This window comes from Rhizobium sp. 18065 (assembly GCF_902706095.1).
GTDB lineage: Bacteria > Pseudomonadota > Alphaproteobacteria > Rhizobiales > Rhizobiaceae > Allorhizobium.
The window spans coordinates 527,311-549,726 of record NZ_CACSJP010000001.1; the positions used below are offsets into that span (position 1 = coordinate 527,311).

Annotated in this window: 12 protein-coding genes; 7 read left to right on the forward strand and 5 right to left on the reverse strand. The window is 63.4% G+C overall.

The annotated features are described in order from the left end of the window. Positions 1-34: 34 nt before the first annotated feature. Both GVK95_RS02550 and pdeM read left to right on the forward strand, forming a co-directional pair. Entirely contained in the window at positions 35-2,536 is a 2,502-nt protein-coding gene (locus GVK95_RS02550) for a ligase-associated DNA damage response DEXH box helicase (RefSeq protein WP_159946283.1), read from the forward strand. 56 nt (positions 2,537-2,592) lie between these two features. Beyond that, positions 2,593-3,315, forward strand: a complete 723-nt coding sequence (gene pdeM / locus GVK95_RS02555; RefSeq protein ID WP_159946284.1) for a ligase-associated DNA damage response endonuclease PdeM — start codon at positions 2,593-2,595, stop codon at positions 3,313-3,315. A gap of 7 nt (positions 3,316-3,322) precedes the next feature. Here the strand turns inward: pdeM and GVK95_RS02560 are convergent, their stop codons facing one another. The 3 genes from GVK95_RS02560 to GVK95_RS02570 all read right to left on the reverse strand — a co-directional run bounded on the left by GVK95_RS02560 (position 3,323) and on the right by GVK95_RS02570 (position 9,178). After that, on the reverse strand, positions 3,323-4,129 hold the full coding sequence (locus tag GVK95_RS02560) for a TIGR02186 family protein (protein ID WP_159946285.1): 807 nt from the start codon (positions 4,127-4,129) through the stop codon (positions 3,323-3,325). A 1-nt stretch (position 4,130) separates the two neighbouring features. Continuing rightward, a complete protein-coding gene (locus tag GVK95_RS02565) occupies positions 4,131-5,048 on the reverse strand; it encodes a sulfite exporter TauE/SafE family protein (RefSeq protein ID WP_159946286.1) in 918 nt (305 codons plus the stop codon). Positions 5,049-5,254: 206 nt separating this feature from the next. Next, the gene (locus tag GVK95_RS02570) at positions 5,255-9,178 is read right to left on the reverse strand and encodes a peptidoglycan-binding protein (RefSeq protein WP_159946287.1); all 3,924 of its coding nucleotides are present in this window, start codon (positions 9,176-9,178) and stop codon (positions 5,255-5,257) included. Positions 9,179-9,712: 534 nt separating this feature from the next. Here GVK95_RS02570 and GVK95_RS02575 point away from each other — a divergent pair. From GVK95_RS02575 to GVK95_RS02590, 4 genes are all read left to right on the forward strand, one after another. Next, positions 9,713-11,506: an acyl-CoA dehydrogenase C-terminal domain-containing protein gene (locus tag GVK95_RS02575; protein ID WP_159946288.1), complete on the forward strand. Its 1,794-nt coding sequence runs from the start codon at positions 9,713-9,715 to the stop codon at positions 11,504-11,506. A gap of 270 nt (positions 11,507-11,776) precedes the next feature. Further along, entirely contained in the window at positions 11,777-12,985 is a 1,209-nt protein-coding gene (locus GVK95_RS02580) for an acetyl-CoA C-acetyltransferase (RefSeq protein WP_159946289.1), read from the forward strand. A gap of 173 nt (positions 12,986-13,158) precedes the next feature. Further along, positions 13,159-15,375: an FAD-dependent oxidoreductase gene (locus GVK95_RS02585; RefSeq protein ID WP_159946290.1), complete on the forward strand. Its 2,217-nt coding sequence runs from the start codon at positions 13,159-13,161 to the stop codon at positions 15,373-15,375. Positions 15,376-16,776: 1,401 nt separating this feature from the next. Then, positions 16,777-17,742: a bile acid:sodium symporter family protein gene (locus GVK95_RS02590; RefSeq protein ID WP_159946291.1), complete on the forward strand. Its 966-nt coding sequence runs from the start codon at positions 16,777-16,779 to the stop codon at positions 17,740-17,742. Positions 17,743-17,807: 65 nt separating this feature from the next. Here GVK95_RS02590 and GVK95_RS02595 read toward each other — a convergent pair whose 3' ends face one another. Continuing rightward, positions 17,808-18,863: a glycerophosphodiester phosphodiesterase family protein gene (locus GVK95_RS02595; protein WP_159946292.1), complete on the reverse strand. Its 1,056-nt coding sequence runs from the start codon at positions 18,861-18,863 to the stop codon at positions 17,808-17,810. A gap of 207 nt (positions 18,864-19,070) precedes the next feature. Between GVK95_RS02595 and GVK95_RS02600 the strand changes: the two genes are divergently transcribed. Continuing rightward, a complete protein-coding gene (locus GVK95_RS02600) occupies positions 19,071-20,870 on the forward strand; it encodes a GH32 C-terminal domain-containing protein (protein ID WP_159946293.1) in 1,800 nt (599 codons plus the stop codon). A 39-nt stretch (positions 20,871-20,909) separates the two neighbouring features. On the opposite strand, the gene GVK95_RS02605 is transcribed toward GVK95_RS02600, so the two are convergent. Next, the gene (locus GVK95_RS02605; protein WP_159946295.1) at positions 20,910-22,364 is read right to left on the reverse strand and encodes a bifunctional serine/threonine-protein kinase/universal stress protein; all 1,455 of its coding nucleotides are present in this window, start codon (positions 22,362-22,364) and stop codon (positions 20,910-20,912) included. Positions 22,365-22,416 lie beyond the last annotated feature (52 nt).

Consider the following 22,416-nt stretch of genomic DNA (forward strand, 5'->3'; position numbering starts at 1 on the left):
TTCGCCGCGACCGCGCTAGGTTGGCACTGTGTCCATGAATCAGTCACCACTCTCTTTTCTGCCCGCCCCCTTCCTCCGCTGGTTCGGTGAAAAGGGCTGGCAGCCGCGCGCCCACCAGCTGGAATTGCTGACCCGCGCACGGTCAGGCGAAAGCCTGCTGCTGATTGCCCCGACCGGTGCCGGCAAGACGCTGGCCGGTTTCCTGCCGGCGCTCACCGAACTTACCGAGCGCGGCAAGCTGCCCCCGGGTTCCGCCTTCACCGGCATCCACACGCTCTACATTTCGCCCCTGAAGGCACTCGCCGTCGATATCGAGCGCAATCTGATGAAGCCGGTGACCGAAATGGGGCTGGCCATTTCCGTAGAGAACCGCACCGGCGATACGCCGCAGGCCAAGCGCCAGCGCCAGAAACTCAATCCACCGGATATCCTGCTGACCACGCCCGAGCAGCTGGCGCTGCTGATCTCCCATGCCGATGCCGGACGCTTCTTCAAGGACCTGCGCTACGTCATCTTCGACGAACTGCATTCGCTGGTCACCTCCAAGCGCGGTCATCTCCTGTCGCTCGGCCTCGCCCGCCTGCGCCGGTTGGCACCTGGTCTCCAGACCATCGGCCTGTCGGCCACCGTCGCCGAGCCGCTCGACCTGCGCCGCTGGCTTGTCGCCCAGCCGCTGGATGCAACGGCGGAATCCGGTGTGATCACCGTCGATGGTGGCGCCAGGCCGAACATCACCATCCTGGAGACGGAGGAGCGCATCCCCTGGTCCGGCCATTCGGCCCGCTATGCCATCCCTGATCTCTACAAGGTGCTCAAGGATTTCCAGACGACGCTGCTCTTCGTCAACACCCGCTCCCAGGCCGAAATGCTGTTCCAGGAACTCTGGACCGTCAACGACGACAACCTGCCGATCGCCCTTCATCACGGTTCGCTCGATGTGTCCCAGCGCCGCAGGGTCGAGGCCGCCATGGCCGAAAACCGCTTGCGCGCCGTCGTTGCCACCTCGACGCTTGATCTCGGCATCGACTGGGGTGATGTCGATCTCGTCGTGCATGTCGGCGCGCCCAAGGGCGCCTCGCGCCTCGCCCAGCGCATCGGCCGCGCCAATCACCGCATGGACGAGCCGTCCCGCGCCATCCTCGTGCCGGCCAACCGGTTTGAGGTCATGGAATGTCAGGCGGCGCTCGATGCCAATTATATCGGCGCCCAGGATACACCGCCCGTCGGCGAAGGCTCGCTCGACGTGCTCGCCCAGCATGTGCTCGGCATGGCCTGTGCGGCCCCCTTTGTTGAAGACGAGCTCTATGAAGAGGTCGTGAGCGCGCTTCCCTATGCAGCATTGCCGCGTGAAACCTTCGCCCGCATCGTCGAGTTTGTCGCCACCGGCGGTTATGCGCTGAAGACCTACGAGCGTTACGCCCGCATCCGCCTGACCGCGGACGGCACATGGCGCGTTTCCAATCCGGCGGTCGCCCAGCAGTACCGCCTCAACCTCGGCACCATCGTCGAGATGCCGATGCTCAATGTCCGCCTCGTCAAGCGCAACCATCTGGGCTCGATCGGCCGTGGCGGTATGACGCTCGGCAAGGTCGAGGAGTATTTCTTCGAACAGCTGACGCCCGGCGATACCTTCCTCTTCGCCGGCAAGGTCCTGCGCTTCGAGGGCATCCGCGACAATGAATGCCTTGTTTCCAATGCCTTTTCCCAGGATCCGAAGATCCCCGCCTATGCCGGCGGCAAGTTCCCGCTGTCGACCTATCTCGCCGACCAGGTCCGCGCCATGCTCGACGATCCCGCCCGCCGCGCCAATCTTCCCGACCAGGTGCGTGACTGGCTCGCCTTGCAGCAGGAAAAATCCGTCCTGCCCAAACGCAGCGATCTGCTGATCGAGACCTTCCCGCGCGGCGAACGTTTCTACATGGTCATCTATGCCTTCGAGGGCAGGCTCGCCCACCAGACGCTCGGCATGCTGCTCACCCGGCGTCTGGAGCGCCGCGGCGCCAAGCCGCTCGGCTTCGTCGCGACAGACTATGCGCTGGCAATCTGGGGGCTGGAGGACATGGGCTCGATGATCGCCCGCAAGGCATTGAGCCTTGCCGATCTCTTCGACGAGGACATGCTCGGCGACGATCTCGAAGCCTGGCTCAACGAGAGCTGGATGCTCAAGCGCACCTTTCGCACCTGCGCCGTCATCGCCGGTCTGATCGACAAGCGCCATCCCGGCAAGGAGAAGTCGGGCCGCCAGGTCACAGTATCCGCCGATCTGATCTACGACGTACTGCGCGTGCACGAGCCCGACCATATCCTCATGCAGGCGACGCGACAGGATGCCGCCGCCGGACTTTTGGACATCGCCCGGCTTGCCGATATGCTAAAACGAATCAAGGGTCATATCCTGCACAAGCGCCTGGAGCAGATCTCGCCGCTGGCCGTGCCTGTCATGATGGAGATCGGCAAGGAGCCGGTGGCCGGTGATGCCCAGGAACACCTGCTGGCCTATGCCGCCGAAGATCTGATGGCGGAAGCTCTTGCGTGAACAGGGTTGGCGTGAACAGGGCTGGCATCCGCACCGAAACACGTTAGAAGAACCACATGAACAGACTGGCACGGGCAATCGGCGAACAGGAGGATGAGACAAGGCGCGCAAGCCTTGTGATCGCCGGCCAGCTTGGCTTTGCCGATCTGTCGGGTGCTCTCTATTTCCCCGATCTCGACCTGCTCGTCGTCTCCGACCTGCATCTGGAAAAAGGGGCGGCCTTTGCCCGCCGTGGCCAGCTCCTGCCACCCTATGACACGCTCGCCACCTTGCGGCTGCTCGAAGTGGTGATCGCACGCTACCAGCCGAAGACCGTCATCAGCCTTGGTGACAATTTCCATGATCGCGCCGGTTCCGCCCTGATGCCGTTGTCTTTCCGCGAGATGATCGCCTCCATGGCGCGCGGCCGTGACTGGATCTGGATCAACGGCAACCATGACCCGGACGGCACGACCGATCTGCCGGGAATGTCCGCCGATGAGATCGCCCTGTCGGGCATCACCTTCCGCCACGAACCGTCGCTCGCCCATGGCGCCGGCGAGATCGCCGGCCACCTGCATCCCTGCGCCACCGTGCGCCGCCGGGAAAAATCCGTCCGCCGTCCGTGTTTCGCCACCGATGGCAACCGCCTGCTGATGCCGGCCTTCGGCGTCCTGACCGGCGGCCTCGACCTGCGCCACAAGGCCTTTACCGGCCTGTTTGCCCGCGCCGACCTGATCGCCCACCTGCTCGGCCGCGACCGTGTCTATTCGGTGCGCTACGGCAATCTGCTCGGCTGAGCCGTGTTCAGTCCTTGCGGAAAATCAGGCTCGCCAGCCAGCCGGTGATCAGCGCCAGCATCACCGAAAACATGCCGTAAAACAGCGGCTGCTGGTGCGCGGCCTGGGTGATCGCATCCTCGAGCCCGGTCTTGATCACCCGCAGCGGCAATTCCCGCTCCGTGATGAACTCGCCTGACTTGAACAGATAGGCGTGCACCATATGCACACCGTCTGGAATATTCGCCGGCAGCTGCAACGTCGCCTTGAACAGGCTGGACGAGACGAAGCGCACGCCGTTCGTGTCGCCCTGGTAAAGCCCCGCCGTCTGCTTCAGCCGCCGGAAGGCGTCGCGGAATTCGCTGAGATTGGCGGCATTGCTCAGATAACCGGTCGGCGTCAGGGCCAGGTGCTCGATGCCGATGCCGAGCTGCGTCAGCTTCACGGCGGGGGCGATTTCGCTCACCGGCCGCGTGCTCGCCAGCGAATAGGAGGTCGGCATCTGCTCGAAGGTCATCGAGGTACGGTTGACCCAGATCCCGAACATCCGCTCCTTGCGCCGCACCGTTGTCCAGTCGCGCGGTCCCTCCAGCGTCACCACCACATCATACTGACCGATGGCGAGCAGCAGCTGGTCGGCATTGGCCAGCGCTCCGAAAATCGTCAGGTCGGCACCGGAAAAATCCGAGGTGATGGCGATTTCGCTGGTCGACGTGCCGATGTCGAGCGTTTCCTGGCCGATGATCTCGGCGGCCAGCGGGTTTTGCGCCGCAGCCGGCAGGGCGGCTGCGATGCAGGCGGAAAAGGCGGCGGCTGCGATCAGCTTCATCAGCATGTCAGCCCCCGATCGCCAGAGAGTAGATATCGACCGGCGGCAAGACCAGCTCGATCGCCAGACGCACGCCGACGGCCAGGACCAGCAGTCCGAGCAACGCGCGCAGCTGCTCGCCACGCAGCTTCTGCCCGACGCGCACGCCGTATTGCGCCCCGATGACGCCGGCCACCATCAGCACGAAGGCCAGCACGATATCGACCGAAAAGTTCGTCGCCGCCTGCACGATGGTCGTATAGGCCGTGGTGAAGATGATCTGGAACAGCGAGGTGCCGACGACCACATTGGTCGGGATGCGCAGGAGATAGATCATCGCCGGCACCATGATGAAGCCGCCGCCGACACCCATGATGGAGGTCAGGATGCCGATGGCAAAACCCAACGCGAGCAGCGGAATGACGCTGAGATAGATCTTCGATTTCTTGAAACGCATCTTGAACGGCAGGCGATGCACCCAGTTGTGCTGCCCGGGCCGCTTCAGCGAGATCGTTTCATTGCGGGATGCCCGGCGCATGGCGCGCAGGCTTTCCACCAGCATCAGCCCGCCGACCGTGCCGAGAAAGACGACGTAGAGCAGCGAGATGATCAGGTCGAGCTGACCGAGCCGTCTGAGCCAGGAAAAGATCACGACGCCGATGGTCGCTCCCGCCAGGCCTCCGATCAGCAGGACGATGCCAAGCTTCATGTCGAGCGAGCCGCGCCGGAAATGCGTGATCGCGCCCGAGACCGAGGAGGCCACAACCTGGTTGGCTCCGGTCGCAACCGCAACCACGGGCGGGATGTTGTAGAAGATCAAAAGCGGCGTGATCAGGAAGCCGCCGCCGACGCCGAACATGCCCGAGAGAAAGCCGACAGCCGCGCCCATGCCGAGGATGATGAAGATATTCACCGACAATTCGGCGATCGGCAGATAGATCGTCACGCGCTGACCTCAAATGCGACTATCCGCGCTCTCGGCGCGGATCTCTGGAGGCCGGATCGCGGCCCGTTTCACAAATCGTCTAAAACGGGCGCAAGTCCTTGATTGGATTTGATCCCAGGCTGGTCTTTTCTTGCGCCCGTGAGGGCTGCAAGTCAATTCTGCAGCCACCCATAAGCCCTGATTTTCCGCCTTTTATGACGGAGCCATCATTTGTTGCGTGCGAGCAGCGCATTGACCAGTTTATCCGAGACCTGACCCGTCGGCTGTTCTCCGATCGACGTCTGGAAGGCCTTGATCGCCGTCACGGTCTTCCCACCCATCACGCCGTCCGGCTTGCCGGCGTCGAAGCCGTTCTTGTTCAGGATCGCCTGGATGTTGAAGATTGCCTTCTTCATGTCGACGCTGGCCGTTTTCAGGCCCTTGCCGGCCCATTCGTCGGGGGTGTTGACGGTATTGGCATCGGCATCGACGGGCTTTGCCTTCCACAGGTCCACCTCGGCGCGGGCGCGCTCCAGCTGGTCCGGCTTCATTGCATTGGCGACCTCGTCGCGCTTCTGCGCCGCATCCTTGTCGCCTTCCTTGGCCGCCACGGCGAACCACTTGTAGGAGGCGGTCAGGTCCTGCTTCACGCCATTGCCGCGTGCATAGAGGATGGCCAGGTTGAACTGGCTGTCGGAAATGCCGAATTCGGCAGCCTTTTCGAACCACTCAACCGCCTTGGCATAGTCCTGCGCGCCGTCGGCGCCGGACGCAAACAGCACGGCGAGATTGTGCATCGCGCTGGCATTGCCGGCATTGGCCGCCATCTCGTAGTAGCGCTTGGCGGTCGCGATGTCGCGCGGCACGCCGGTGCCCTTTTCATAGAGATTGGCCAGCCGGTACTGCGCCGGCACGAAGCCACGATCGGCCGAAAGCTGGTACCACTTGGCCGCTTCGGCGAAATCGCTGCTGACGCCGCGACCATCGGTATAGCGCGCGCCGATCTCGAACAGCGCCACCGGATCGCCGTCCTTGGCGGCAATCGACAGCGATGGCGGGGTAATCGTCGCCGGAACCACGATGGCTGCAGCCTTGGCATCAGCCGGCGGCGGTGCAAGTGTCGAGGTTTCGGCAGCCGGTGCGGGACTGCTGTCCAGCGTCTGCGGCGGTGCCGTCTCCGTTGGTGCAATCAGCGCAGCAGCCGGTTCGGCCGCAGCCTGCGTCTCGCCGACCACCGGGTTTGTCGTCGGCACATCGGCGCCGATTGCATCCGTTGCCGGCGCAGCCGGTTCGTCGCTTGCGGTATCCAGGGAGGCCGCCGCTTCTGGTGGCGGAACGGCCATTGCTGCCTCAGTCGGCGCCGCGCTCGCATCGACGGTCACCGGTGCTTCGCTGGCCGCAGTGTCGATGCTGGCGGGTGCCCGCTCGATCTGGCTGTTTTCGTCTGTCGCTGGCGCCTCGATCGGCGCCGGCGACTGGCTGTCGCTGTCGTCGCGCGTCAGCGTATTGATCAGCGGCATGGCCATGGCAGCGAGCAGGATCGCGCCGACGGCCATCAGGATCGGCCGGCGATAGCGGCCGAAGAGGGATGCCTTTTCCGCGCCCTTTTCCGCGCCCTTGTCCGTGCCGGTTCCCATAGCCGTGGCCTTCGCCTTGGCGCCGGCGGCTGTCCGTGACGCCGGTGGCGTCTTCTGCGCGCGGTCCATTTCCATCGCGGCGGCCTGGGCGGCGCGACGGGCGGCGGCGATATAGTCGGTACGGTCGTTGCCGTCCTTGCCGCTGGCGTCATTGCGCGGTGCCTGCTGGCTGGCGCGAACCCGCTCCAGGATCTTGCGCACGTCGGGTGCGCCCGAGCCCGGCTCCAGCAATTCGTTGTCTTCATCGACCGAAACCATGTCGACCGGATCGATCGATGGGACCGGATCGATCAATTGGCGAGCTTCGGTGGGCTTCGGCTCCTTCTTCGAGGGCAGAAGCTTCTTGCCCAGTCCGGCAAGCAGGCTTGGCTTGGCGGGCTTCTTCTCGTTTCTGGCAGCCTGGATGACCGGCAAGGCCGTCATCGTTTCGGCAAAGGCATCGGCCGCCGCCTGCAGTTCGGCATCGATCGGATGCGCTTCGGCGATGACAGCCTCGCTTGCCGTCGTCATCGCGGGCATGGCCGGCGGGCGGACGGGTTCCGGGCGTACAGGCTCTGCGCGCGCAGGTTCCGGGCGTCGGTCCTGATGCTGGGCAATCGGTGCCTGGGCAAAGAGTGCCGGTTCAGGTCTCTGGGCGCTGTCTTGCAACTCGTCGAGACGGCCGGCGATCTGCACCAGCGTGCCGTGCAGGGCTTCGAAGGTGCGGTGGGTCCGTTCTTCCGAATTGCGCGAGAAGTCTTCGAGCTGCCGCAGGTGATCCGACAGTGCCGTGAGCGCGCTGAGGTCGGCCGTGCTTGCGGCGGAAGACGGTCCGCGATGGGCAAAATTCGCCATCACCGTCTCGGCAGCCTGGCGGGCGGCTTCGATAATGTATTCGTCGCTGGTTGCGACATAGTCTTCCAGTGCCGAAATCCGCCCCGCGACTTCCGGGTCGCTCGACGGCTGGCTGATCAGCATCGACAGATGCGCGATCTGCTCTTCGAGACCGCGCAGGCTGGCGCTGTCGGTCGCAGGCGTGGATGCGCTTGTTTCTTCCAGCCGGTAGACGACGGCATTCAGCCGGTCTTCCAGGTCGCGGAAGGCGCTGTCGTCGATCTGTGCGGTGGCGGCGACCGGCAGATCCAGTTCCTCGATCCGTCGTGCCAGGACTTCCAGCCTGTCGGCCAGACGGTCATTGACCGATCCCGTGTCGAGTGCGTCGATCTTGCGTGAAATGTCGGCGAGATAACCTGTCAGCTCCGGGGCCGGCACCGGCTTCTGGTTTCTCTCCAGCATGTAGGAGAGCTGGTCGAGGCGGTCTTCGAGCGGGGCGGTGCTCTGGCTGGTCGATAGCTGTTCGATGCGCAGCGTCAGCAGTTCCAGCCGCTGTGCCAGTTCTTCCGATGCATCCGTCTGCGGGTCGCGGTGTTCGTTCAGACCTTCGATCTGCCGGGCAAGGCCGGCCAGCCGGTCTTCCAGGCGGTGCAGGGTGGCCGTGTCGGTGTTGGCAGTCGCCGTGCGGCTGCCGGCGGCAATCGCCCTGGTGATTTCGTCGAGCCGCATGTCGATGCCGGCAAACTGCTCCATCACCATGCGTTCGTTCGGGTCGATATGCGCGCCGATATGCTCGAGAGCGGCCGCGACCGTGATCAGCTTTTCTTCAAGTGCCCTGATGGCGCGGGTGTCGCCCATCGTGCCGAGATGCGCCTTGATGTCGTCCAGCCGGTCTGCGAGCCGGATGATCTCCTCGCGCATCGCCGATGTGTCGAGTTCGCCGAGGCGCACTTCGACATCGCTCCAGCGACGCTCCATGCGGGCAACGGAATCCTCGCGGGCAAGGCCATCCATCAGCGAGCGCAGCTCGTTGAATTCCGCCTGCAATCCGTCGGCGCCGGGCGCCTTGGCGGCGTCGAGCTGGTGAATGCTGTCGGCAAGCTTGGCGAAGTCGGCGCGCATGTCCTCGTTCGGCCGGCTTTCCTCGGCCAGTGTCCGAATGCTGCGCATCTCGTGGCGCAGGCCGGCAATCTCACGCGCCATGCTCTCGGCAATGTCCTGCTTCAGTTCCTGGCGCAGACCGAGCAGCGCCTCGGTGATGTCACGGCTGCCGATTTCGGCCCGGCGATCGGAGCGCGTGGCAAAGCGGTCGGCCGCCTGCTCGCGCAGCGTTGGAAGTGGTTCGCGCAGCGGCGGAAGCGGCTCGCGGTAGGATGGTGCCGGATCCCGCAGCGCGGGCTGCGCAGGTGCAGCAGGCACGGCCGTTTCGCTGCGATAGGTGCTGCGTTCGGGTGTGCGGTTGCGGCTCTCTTCGAGCAGGCGCTGGCGTTCGCGGATCTCTGCCAGCGGATCGCGAAACTCGCGCTGCGGCCTGGAGGACGGCTCCGGCGCACGCGCCATCGGTTCTTCCGTCGGGCGGTTGCGTCCGCTTTGACCGATCAGTCCGTCGATCCGTGCCTCAAGACCCTCGATGGTACGACTCAGCGCGTCCAGCGAGGATGTGCCGCCGGGACGTTGAGAGGGTGATCGAGATCCGTTCATGGTTCTGCTCGCTTCGATGATGGCCGACGGTTACTCCGCTCGGCTGCGTCTGCCGCTGTCGAGCCTTTGTTCCGTTGGTCTTGTCCTGTCCCGCCTGTCTTTTCGGTTGTTTCCGAAGGACGTGGCAGCGACGGGTGCAAGGCACGCGGATCGCCAGCTTTCAAAAGCAACCTTTCATGAAACATGGTAAAGAAGCCGTTAACCCGGCCCTAAAAAACTTTAACTTTCTCTGAAATGCCCCGCGCAAGCAGCACCTGCCAGCTTGCACTCCGTCCGATCGCATCGAAGAGGATTTGCTCAGACTTTTGCGCGATGGTGCTAACGTGGAGTTGCAGCCAGGGTGGTGGCTGGAGCCGGGGCCAGAATAGCAGCCGGTGCAAGCGCTGGCGGAAGGAAGATGCAGGGGAGGGTGCCGGTTGCCACCGGTAAAATATGGCGATCCGTAAACTTTGACGTTTACGCGCACGTCAATTATTTGTATAAGCTAGAACCAGTCCGATATCTCGGAACCATGTCTTTGGAGGAAGATACCTGATGCCTGTCTACAAGGCCCCCGTAAACGATACGCTTTTCATCCTGAACGACGTGCTCGGCTTCGACCGGTACAACAATCTGCCGGGCTTCGAGGACGCGACCCCGGACATGGTCGAGGCGATCGTCGGTGAAGCCGCCAAGCTGGCCGAGGAACAGCTCTTCCCGCTCAATCTCTCCGGCGACCAGGAAGGCTGCACTCGCCACGACGACGCGACCGTCACCGTGCCGAAGGGCTTCAAGGAGGCCTATGACGCCTATTGCCAGAGCGGTTGGCTCGGCCTCGCCGTCCCGCCGGAATTCGGTGGTCAGGGTCTGCCCTACACGCTGCATGTCGCCGTCGGCGAATACATGTCGTCCGCCAACATGGCGTTGATGATGTATCCGGGCCTGACCCAGGGCGCGATTGCCGCCATCCTCGTGCATGGCTCCGATGCCCAGAAGCAGACCTACCTGCCAAAGATGGTCGAAGGCACCTGGTCCGGCACGATGAACCTGACCGAACCGCATTGCGGCACCGATCTTGGCCTGCTGCGCACCAAGGCTGTTCCCCAGGGCGATGGCTCCTACAAGATTTCCGGCCAGAAGATCTTCATTTCGGCCGGCGAACACGGCATGACCGACAACATCATCCATCTGGTACTTGCCCGCATCGAGGGCGCACCGGAAGGCACCAAGGGCATCTCGCTGTTCATCGTGCCGAAGTTCATGGTGGATGACGATGGCTCGGTAGGTGCCCGCAATGCCGCCACCTGCGGCGCCATCGAACACAAGATGGGCATCCACGGCAATTCCACCTGCGTGATGAACTATGACGAGGCGACCGGATATCTGATCGGCGCCGAGAACAAGGGCCTCTCGGCCATGTTCGTGATGATGAACGAGGCCCGCCTCGGCGTTGGTCTGCAGGGCCTGTCGATCGCCGAAATCGCCTATCAGAACGCGGCGAACTATGCCCGCGAACGCATCCAGGGCCGCTCGCTGTCCGGCGTCAAGGCGCCGGAAAAGAAGGCCGATCCGCTGATCGTCCATCCCGACATCCGCCGCACGTTGTTGACCATCAAGTCGTTTAACGAGGCCGGCCGCGCCTTCACGCTGTGGACCGCGCTGAAGTCCGACGTGGCCCATCGCTCGGGCGACGCTGCCGAAAAGCAGACGGCCGACGACATCCTCGGCCTGATGACGCCGATCCTGAAGGGCGTGCTGACAGACAAGGGCTTCGACCACGCCGTCATGGCCCAGCAGGTCTTCGGCGGCCATGGTTACATCGAAGAACACGGCATGAGCCAGTATGTCCGCGATGCCCGCATCGCGATGATCTACGAAGGCGCCAACGGCATCCAGGCGCTCGACCTCGTCGGCCGCAAGCTTGGCGCCAATGGTGGCCGCGCCGTCATGGCCCTGTTCAAGGAGATTGGCGATTTCTGTGAGGAAAACCGCGCCGACGAAAGCCTGTCCGCCTACACCAAGAGCCTGAAGAAGGGCTTGAACGATCTGCAGGCGGCGACCATGTGGTTCATGCAGAATGCCATGGCCAAGCCCGACAATGCCGGTGCTGGCTCCACCGACTACATGCATCTCTTCGGTGTCGTGGTTCTCGGTTATATGTGGGCCAAGATGGCCAAGGCCGCCAACACGGCCCTTGCCGCGGGCACTGGTGATGCCGATTTCTACAAAAACAAGCTGCTCACCGGCCGCTTCTACATGGAAAAGATCATGCCGGAGACCGCATTGCGCAAGACCCGCATCGAAGCTGGCGCCGACAGCCTGATGGAAATGGCCGCCGACGCGTTCTGACCGTCGTCTCCGCTCGACGGAGAGACGGACGAAGGCCGGATGAGGGGCCTGCAGCGCCCGCCAGCGTTGCGGTTTGTCCCTCACCCTGACCCTCTCCCCGCTTGCGGGGAGAGGGGATTGCCGCCGCCGGAAAGGGCGAAGATCGATGTCGCGACCTGCGTTCATCTCTCCGCTTGAGAGAGAAGATGCCTGCAGGCGGGTGACGATCCGCCACAAGGTGGCCACAGCAGTTTTCAAGGCGCCCGAGCGCCGCAAGGGAGATGAGAAACAATGACCGAAGCCTATATCTACGATCACGTGCGCACCCCGCGCGGCCGTGGCAAGAAGGATGGATCGCTGCACGAAGTGCCGACGCCTCGTCTGGCCGCCCGCACGCTGGAAGCCCTGCGCGACCGCAACGGCCTCGACACATCCACCGTCGATGACATCATCTTCGGCTGCGTCGATCCGGTCATGGAAGCCGGCGCCGTCATCCCCAAGGCTGCCGCCTTCGAGGCAGGCTACGCCTTCTCCGCCCCCGGCATCCAGATTTCGCGCTTCTGTGCCTCCGGCCTCGATGCGGTCAATCTTGCTGCTGGCAAGGTCATGGCCGGTTCCGACGACATCGTCATCGCCGGCGGCGTCGAGTCGATGTCGCGCGTCGGCATGGGCATGTCGGGCGGTGCCTGGTACATGGACCCGTCGGTCAACTTCCCCGGCTATTTCATGCCCCAGGGTGTCTCCGCCGACCTGATTGCCACGAAATACGGCTTCTCCCGCGATGACGTCGATGCCTATGCCGTCGAAAGCCAGAAGCGCTCGGCCAATTCCTGGGAAAAGGGCTATTTCGCTAAGTCCGTCATCCCGGTAAAGGATGGCAGCGGTTTGGTGATCCTCGATCGCGACGAGCATATGCGCCCCACGACCGACATGCAGTCGCTGGCCGGCCTCAATCCGTCCTTCCAGATGCCCGGCGAAATGGGCGGTTTCGATGCAGTCGCCATTCAGGCGCATCCGGAAATCGAGAAGATCAACTACGTCCACCATGCCGGCAATTCGTCCGGCATCGTCGATGGCGCCGCAGCCGTGCTGGTTGGCTCCAAGGCTGGTGGCCAGAGCATGGGCCTCAAGCCCCGCGCCCGCATCCGCGCCTTCACCAATATCGGCTCCGATCCGGCTCTGATGCTGACCGGCCCGGTCGACGTCACGGAAAAGCTGTTGAAGCGCTCCGGCATGACGATCGCCGACATCGACCTGTTCGAGTTGAACGAGGCGTTTGCCGCTGTCGTCCTGCGCTTCATGCAGGCCTTCAACGTCAGCCACGACGTGATGAACGTCAACGGCGGCGCGATCGCCATGGGCCATCCGCTCGGTGCCACCGGCGCGATGATCCTCGGCACCGTGCTCGACGAGCTGGAACGCCGCGATCTCAACACCGCGCTCGTCACGCTCTGCATCGGCGCCGGCATGGGCACCGCGACGATCATCGAACGGGTTTGATGGGGTCCAACCCTCCCCCTTGTGGGGAGGGTGGCCGGCAGGCGGGAGGGGTCTTTGCACAAGAGCCCCTCCCCAACCCCTCCCCACAAGGGGGAGGGGCTTAACCCCGCCGGATCGCACCGGATTTGGAGCGGCGGCGACATCAGAGAATTCAAGGGAAGAGGAATCCCATTATGAGCACCTACAAGAACTTCACCATCGAGACTGACGCCGACGGCATTGCGCTGGTCACCTGGGACATGCCCGACAAGTCGATGAACGTCTTCACCGTCGAGGTGATGGACGAGATCGAGAAGATCCTCGACCAGACCGTCGCGGATGCCGACGTCAAGGGCGTCGTCTTCACCTCCGGCAAGTCCAGCTTTTCCGGCGGTGCCGATCTCACCATGATCAAGGGCATGTTCTCCATGCTCGAGGAAGAGAAGGCCAAGGATCCGGCCGGTGCCGTGAAGAAGCTGTTTGACGCCGCCGGTCGCATGACCTGGCTGTGGCGCAAGATCGAGACCAATGGCAAGCCATGGGTGTCTGCGATCAACGGCACTTGCATGGGCGGCGCTTTCGAGCTGTCGCTCGCCTGCCATGGCCGCGTCGCCTCCAATGCCAAGTCGGTCAAGCTGGCACTGCCCGAGGTCAAGGTCGGCATCTTCCCCGGCGCCGGTGGCACCCAGCGCGTGGCCCGTCTGGCCAATACCCAGGACGCCCTGCAGATGATGACCACCGGGTCGAGCCTGACGGCTGCCCGCGCCAAGGCCATGGGTCTGGTCCACCAGGTCGTCGAGCCGGGCGAACTGATCAATGCCGCCAAGCAGATGATCAAGGACGGGTTGAAGCCGGTCGCCCCCTGGGACGAAAAGGGCTTCAAGGTTCCCGGCGGCGGCATCTGGACGCCGGCGGCAGCCCAGCTCTGGCCGGCGGCATCCGCCATCCTGCGCCGCGAGACCGCCGGCAACTATCCGGCAGCGCTCGCCATCCTGAAAAGCGTCTATGAGGGCCTGCAGGTGCCGTTCGACACCGGCCTGCGCATCGAGCAACGCTATTTCACCGAGATCGTCCAGACGACAGAAGCGTTCTCGATGATCCGCTCGCTGTTCGTCTCGATGCAGGAACTGAACAAGGGCGCCCGTCGTCCCGCCGGCCAGCCGAAGTCGAAGATCACCAAGGTTGGCGTCGTCGGCGCCGGCTTCATGGGCGCCTCGATCGCCTATGTGACGGCAGCCGCCGGCATCAATGTCGTCCTGATCGACCGCGACATGGAGGCAGCGGGCAAGGGCAAGACCCATTCCGAGGGCCTGGTCGCCGGTGCTGTCGGCAAGGGCAGACTTACCAAGGACGAGGGCGAGGCGCTGCTGTCGCTGATCACCCCGTCGGATGACTACGGCACGCTGGCCGATGCCGATCTGGTCATCGAGGCCGTCTTCGAAGACCGCGACGTCAAGAAGGCTGTCATCGAAAAGGTCGAGGCGGTTCTGCCCGAAGGCGCGATCTTCGCCTCCAACACCTCGACGTTGCCGATCACGGGCCTAGCCGGAAACTCCAAGCGCCCCGTCGATTTCATCGGCATCCACTTCTTCTCGCCGGTCGAGAAGATGATGCTGACCGAAGTCATCCTCGGCAAGGAAACCGGTGACAAGGCGCTCGCTGTCGCACTCGACTATGTCGCGGCGATCAAGAAGACCCCGATCGTCGTTAACGACACGCGTGGCTTCTTCGTCAACCGCTGCGTCCTGCGCTACATGGCGGAAAGCTACAACATGCTGATCGAAGGCGTGCCGCCGGTGATGATCGAAAATGCCGCCAAGTTCGCCGGCATGCCGGTCGGGCCGCTGGCGCTCAACGATGAAGTGGCGATCGATCTGTCCTACAAGATCCTGAAAGCCACCGTCGCCGATCTTGGCGAAAAGGCCGTCGATCCGCGCCATATGGAGCTGGTCTCGCGCATGGTCGAGAAGGAAGAGCGCTTCGGCCGCAAGAACGGCAAGGGCTTCTACGACTATCCGGCCAAGCCGGCCAAGAAACACATCTGGCCGGGCCTGAAGGACCTGCATCCGCAGCAGAAGCCGGAAGATGTCGACGTCAAGACGCTGCAGCAGCGTTTCCTGGTGACGATCGCGCTGGAAGCGGCCCGCACTGTCGAGGAAGGCATCGTCACCGACCCACGCGAAGCCGATGTCGGCTCGATCCTCGGCTTCGGCTTTGCGCCTTACACCGGTGGCGCACTGTCTTACATCGACGGCATGGGCGTGAAGACATTCGTAAGCCTGTGCGAACGATTGGCGAAGGACTACGGCGCGCATTTCAACCCGACGCCGCTGCTCGTCGACATGGCCGCCAAGGGCGACACCTTCTACGGCCGCTTCGACCCTTACGGGCAGGCCGCAAAGGCTGCCTGAGGGCACCATGATGGTTAGTGAAAAGGCGGCTTCGGCCGCCTTTTTTGCGATTGGCGAGAGGTGAGTTGGTGGCTGGTGTTTGTTCGCACGTTTGACTTTTATCTCTGGCGATACCCCCTTCTGCCCTGCCGGGCATCTCCCCCACAAGGAGGGAGATCGGCGTGGGGCTGGCCGCTCGGCCAATCGGATACCTTGGACAATTGAGGCCGGTGCAATGAGGCGATGTCTTGTCGTCTGCTGTTTTGGCCTTTGGACCGCGGTCACCATCCTCTCCCTTGCACTGCGGTCTCGGCCGATCTCCCCCCGTGTGGGGGAGATGTCGGCGGAGCCGACAGAGGGGGGCGAACTGGCTCTGACGGCTGACGGTAACGGTCCCGGCGAGCCACACGGTCCGATCCTCGATCCAACATCCTCATCATTCCAAACCTTCAAAAATCCCATGCCAAACCACCGGTCGGATTGTCCTCCTCCGGGGATAGCGTGTCAGTCTCGGACAGGGCGCCAGAAGCAACCTGATTGAATAAATTATATGGCTCCTTCCGGCGCCCCGTTCGGCGATTTTTGCCGGTTGCATGCGTCTCTCTGGCAAGGCGGCTCTGGCCGGCGAAACGAAGCGTTTCACCGTCAACCGGGCTTGGGTCCGAAACGTCTCGTTGAGACGTCCTGGCCGGGTGCCCGGGAGGTTTCAGGTTCTCGGCGGATGTGCGCACATCCCGACCTGACCCTCGCCCGGGGAGCGGGTCATTTGCGACCATAGCTCCCGCCGTCTTTGTCACCGGACCCGATCAATCAATCACTCGATCAACCTATCAGGTCCGGCGCCTTGTTTGTGTGCCGCTGAGGCACGTCCGATGGCCGTTGGGATCGAGGTTGGCTCAAACCATCCGAGGTCTTTGCCATCCACCATCCCTCCACCGGAGGGAGACCGTTGCATCCGGCCCGGAGGGTCTGGCCTGCGACAGCCGCGCCCTCCGGCGCCGGTTCCGCTTCGCCGGGCTCGCAACACCCGGTGTATCCGAAGGCGGAACGGGGAGAGTATCGCACGGGCGGAAACGAGGGGGATGAAATAGGGTGTGTTTTATTGAAAACGTTGGGGGATTTGGAAAAGTCATCCCCGCTGGAGGTGGTTGTGCGGTGGTTTGTGCGGGTGAGCGCCCTCATCCGCCCTTCGGGCACCTTCTCCCTCGGGGGGAGAAGGAAGTCAGCGGCCGGTGCGACACGCTGGGCAGGGTGGAATTGGGCGTGCCAAGGGCCCTTGGCGAACGGTTCGCCGCAAATCCATGCGGAAAACGTAATCGCTGCGCGCTTCCTCATGCGCAGATGTACCGATCGGTTCGCTATGCGGCTTGACAGAATGCAAGCCGAACCTAAACCGCGATCTACGTTTATCGGGAGGCAATCATGAAATCGCTCGCATCTTTTTCCAGCTTTGTCGGCAAGACCTTTGCCGTCTGGGTCATCCTTTTCGCCGTGCTCGGCTTCTTCTTCCCCGAACTGTTCAAGCAGATCGTGCCGTGGATCGTCACGCTTCTGGCGATCATCATGTTCGGCATGGGCCTGACAATCTCGCTCGATGATTTCCGCGAGGTGGTGAAGCGGCCGTTCGATGTGGCGATCGGGGTTGGCTCGCAATTCGTCATCATGCCGCTTCTGGCCGTGCTGCTGACCATGCTCATCCCCATGCCGCCGGAAGTCGCCGCCGGTGTCATCCTGGTCGGCTGCTGCCCGGGCGGCACGTCATCGAATGTCATGACCTATCTCAGCAAGGGCGATGTGGCGCTGTCGGTTGCCTGCACCAGCGTCACCACGCTGGCAGCGCCGATCGTCACGCCCTTCCTCGTCTGGCTGTTTGCCAGCCAGTTCCTGCCCGTCGATGCCATGGCCATGTTCATCAGCATCGTCAAGGTGGTGCTGTTGCCGCTGGCGCTGGGCTTTGCCCTGCAAAAACTGGCACCGGCCGTGGTTCGTGCCGCCGTTCCGGCACTGCCACTGGTCAGCGTGCTTGGCATCGTGCTGATCGTCGCGGCCGTCGTCGGCGCCAGCAAGGGCGCGATCGTCCAGTCCGGCCTGATGATCTTTGCCGTTGTCGTGCTGCACAATGGCCTGGGTTATCTGCTCGGCTTCTTCGCGGCCAAGGTCTGCGGCCTGTCGCTGGCCAGGCGCAAGGCGATCGCCATCGAGGTCGGCATGCAGAACAGCGGTCTCGGCGCCGCCCTGGCCAATGCTTACTTCTCGCCGCTTGCCGCCGTGCCGAGCGCCATCTTCAGCGTCTGGCACAATATTTCCGGCGCGCTGCTGGCCAATTATTTCGCCCGCCAGGTGGACGTCGAAGACGCGCCAGCGGTGGTGGTTTCCACAAGGTCCTGACAGCAAGGCTCAAGCAATGCATGCCGGGCGGTCAAACCGTCCGGCATCAGAACTCACATCAGAACTCAATTGGTCAGATCGTAGCTGCGCCGCAGCCCCTGCGCGTCGAGCCAGCCGATCACGGCTGCCGGTTCGTCGGTCTGGATGATCGTCACGCCACGGTCGATGAAGAAGCCATAGACATCCTCCGCCCGCCCGCTGGCCATGGCCAGATAGTCGCCGCGTCCGCCGGCCACCATGCCCTCCGGTCGGTCGGTGATCGGATAGGTATTGACCCAGAGATGTGTGTCGTTGCGGATCGCGGCCGCCCTGGCCCGGGCAGACAGAAGCGGTCCGCCATCGGTTGTCAGCGGCTGGGCGGCATCGCGGTACCAGTGGATCAGTTCGGCGGCCGGTGCCGACAGCGACGCTTCGGTCCGATCGATGAAATCGGCTTCTTTTACGGCGTCGTCGGCCAGGATCGGCATGAAGGCGATCTCCGGGCCGATCGCGCGGCGAATGTCGCGGGCAAGCTGCAGCCGTTCGGCGTTCCACACGGCCATTTTCAAAAGCACGCCGTCGGTCATCTCCAGCCGTTGCGCCAGTTCGGCCACCTCGACCAGTGCCTCCGGTTCCAGCTTGTTGTCGATATTGATCAGGATGCGGCCCCTGGCATGGAGCATCGCCTCCTCCAGGGTAAATACCGTCTCATCCGTCAGTCGGCGCTGACCTTCGACGACCAGTCGACAGGTCCGAAGCGCGGCAAGCGACAGGTCTTCGACCGCGCCGTGACAGCTGGTGGTGCGCTCCAGCGTCGCGTCATGCATGACGACCAGCACGCCGTCCCGGCTGCGCCGCACATCCATTTCGACCATCTCGACGCCCAGTTCGACGGCATGGTCGATAGCCGCAAACGAGTTTTCCGCCCGGACCGGCACGCCGTTTTCCTTCCAGCCGGCCCGGTGGGCGACCACCATGACATGGTCACGCCACAGATTGGCATCGGTCAGGCGCTGGTGGATCAGGGCGCTGCGGCCAGAAGAATGGGAGGCAAGCGGCTGGGCCGCCTGGAAGGGGGCATTCAGCGCCGATTGCGGCAAGAGGCCGACAAGGGTGGCAAGGATGGAAACGGCAAGACGCATCGGCAGTCGCTCCAGGTCCGGAATCTCTCGAGCTTCCGATAGCGGTTGCGAATGAAAGCGCGATGACGCTGCGATGAAGGCTTGATGACAGGCGGGAAAGGGAACAGGCTGGCGGGCATTGTCGTTGTTCCATCTCGCGCGCGGCCTGCCCATCGCTCAGCCGGCGGGCGTGCCGCTTGGCTTGATTGAGAATGTGGAGAAAATGACATGGCAGGTTCAATGGAGACGGCGATGGACCATCGCACTATCGAGGTAGAGCTTCCGGTCAACGCGACATTGCATCTCTGGCTGAAGGCGGTCTCGCCGGAAGAGCCGGGCTCGGTCTCCTTCCACAGCGCCAATGGCAAGTTCGGCGAGGTCCAGGCGGTCAATGCCGAGGAACATTCCTTCCGCATCTACCATGTCTTCGGCGGTGGCTCGATCGAGCTGATCTACGACCCGGCGGTGACCTCCGTATCGGTGGCCTACTGGTTCACCGCCAGCGACGTGCTGGAGACCGGCATTACCGTTCTGCACACCAATCCGGCCAACGCGCCGCCGGAGCTGCCGGAAGGCTATCACTTCCGCCCGCCGTTCGGCTGGATGAACGATCCGAACGGCTTTGGCCGCTTCGGCGGCAGGCCGCATCTGTTCTACCAGCATTATTCGCATGGCCGCATCTGGAACAACATGCATTGGGGCCATGCGGTGTCCTCCGACTACCTGCGCTGGCGTCACCTGCCTGTGTTCCTGTTTCCGTCGGAAGACCTGTCGGTGAGGCCAGACAAGCGCGGCGGCGCCTTTTCCGGCTCGGCGATTGCCCTGCCGAACGGGCCGGGCATCCGCGTCTTCTTCACCGAAAAGATCGCCGACCGGGTGCCCGAGCAGGAGATCCAGATGTCGGCGACCTCGGCCGATCTGTTCAGCGCCGGTGCCGCCGAAGTGCTCCTTCCGCGCCGGCCGGACGGCGAGGGGCTGACCTTTGATTTCCGCGATCCGTATGTTTTTCGTGGCCCGGACGGGCACTGGAAGATGTTGCTCGGCAGCCAGAGCGACGCCGGAGGCGTCATTCTGCTCTACGAGACGGAGGACAATGCGGCGGCTGGCGGCTGGACCTATATCGGCAAGCTTTATACCGAGACGCGGTATGAGACCTCGGCGCTGGAATGCCCCTGCCTGCTGCCGCTCGATGGCGATCCGCGCGATCCCGTCACCCGCTGGGCGCTGATTTATGGCCTGATGAACGGGGAGGACAAGGAAACCGGCCGCCGCAACCTGTCCATGGTCGACGTCGGTTGGTTCGATGGCCGGACCTTCACCAAGGAATTCGGCCGCGAGCTGGATTTCGGCACCGACAATTATGCCTTCCAGGCTTTTGTCGATGCCGGCAGTCCGGTCGGCATCGGCTGGCTCGGCAACTGGGCCGACACCGGCCCGACGATTGATTTCCCCACGGCCATGAGCCTGCCGCGCACGCTGCTGCTGGAGGATGGCGAATTGCTGACGCCGCCGATTGGCGCTGCCGAAAGCCTGCGCTCGCGCATGCTCGACCGCACAAGGCTGGCCGCCGGCCAGACGGTGGCGCTGCCGCATGGTGCAGCAGAGATCGTCTTCGACCTCAGCGAGCCGGGGGCGACATTTCATCTCGAGCTCGATCATCCGGAGATGCGCCTTGCGGTAACCCAGCACGGCGAGGGGCTGGAGATCGTCCAGGAGCACAGGCCCGAACACCGGCCCGAACACAGGCCCGAACACAGGCCCGAAAACAGGCCCGAAAACAGGCAAGAACACAGCCCTGAGCAGATGCATGAGAATGCCGGTCCACCCGGTCCGCGTTATCTCGCCAAGGCGGTCAAGGCGAAGCGTTTTCGCGTTTTCGTCGACTATGGTTCGCTGGAGATCTTTGCCGATGGCGGGCGCCATACCGGCACCAAGCGCATCACCGGTTTTGAGCCGGTGCGGGCGCTGCGGCTGGCGGCCGAGCCGGGCGTCATCGTCCATGCCACGGTCTGGGCCTTGCGACTGTAGGGTTTATTGTAAGTTTAAGCTAACCAATTACCGGCGCCGTCAGGCATGTTCCACACCTTCATGGTCCTCTGCGTCAACCGCTTGCGGCGAACCGCTTGCCGGGTTGCGCACCCTGACAACGGTGACCGAGCAGGGCGCCGAGCCGGCGACCTCGGCTGACACGCTGCCCATCAGCGTACGCATGGTCGAGTTGGGCCGGGCGCCCATGACGATGTGGTCGACATTGTTGTCGCGGGCAAAGGTGAGGATGGCACTGGCGGTCGAGACAGCCTCGATGACGTGAAAGGTGACGTCGCCCTCCTTCTGGCCGAGCGGCGTGGCCCAGTGCTTCAGCTCCACCAGCCGCATGACATGTTTGTTGTTACCCTCGGCGTCGAGATCGCTGTCGAGCGCGATGCGGGCGATCTTCAGCACATTCAGGCAGGCGACGCGGGCATGTGGCCGGTTGCGGGTGATCTGGCTGACGGTGTGCCGCAGGGCTTCGGCCAGATCCTGCGACGCTTCGCCGAGATCGATCGCCACCAACACGATCGGCGCATTGGCAAGGATCGCGGCCGCCCCATGTGGCCGCACAAGCTCGATCGGATCGGGATGAAGGCGCCGTTTCAGCCGGACGCTCCAGGGGTCGCGCTCGATCTTTTCCGCCCGCGCCGTCAGCCGCACATTGAACAGGTCGCCAAGGTCCAGCGCCAGCTGCGCCGCTCTCTGGTAGCGCCGGGCGGGATCGATTTCCAGGCAGCGCAGGATCACTTCCTGGAACGCCTTTGACACCATCGGGTTCAGTTCGCGCGGTGGCGGCGGATCCCACCACAGGCGTCTCTTCAGGCCCTTCATTCTCTGCGGATCGCCAAATGGTCGGCGGCCTGTTGAGAAAAAATACATCATCACCCCGAGGGCAAACAGGTCGGAGCGAAAATCGCTGCGCACGCCGAGAATCTGTTCCGGCGCCATGTAGGGCGCCGTGCCATAGGGCAGCCGGAATTCCTCGTCCATCAGGTCGGGAAGCTCAAGATGCCGGGCAAGGCCGTAGTCGACCAGCACCGCTTCGCCGGTCTGGCGAAACAGGATGTTGGACGGCTTGATGTCGAGATGCACTACCTTTTGCCGATGCAGGTCGGCAAGCGCTGTTGCCACCCTTGTTGCCACATCTATCACCTCCGGCTGTGGCCTGGGCAGGCGGTCGAGTTCCGGATAGAGCGATTTGCCCGGCAACTGTTCGAAGACGATATAGGGCACGCGGGCAAAGTCGCCATTGGCGATGAAGCGCGGCACATGCGGGCCGCCGATCCTCGGCAGGATCATCTGTTCCATCTCGAAGCCGACGATCATCGCCGGATCGGTGCCGCTGCCCATTTCCGGCACCTTCATCAATAATGCACCGGGATGATCGGCATGGCTGACGTGGTAAAGCTTCGCCATGCCGCCGGTATGGGCAGGCGTGCCGATGGCAAATCCGTCGATGATGTCGCCTTGCTTGAGACGTCCCTTGGGCATGGTGGCCTTTCTCTTCTCCCTAGAGCATTGCCGGAAAAAACGGGGTCGCCTT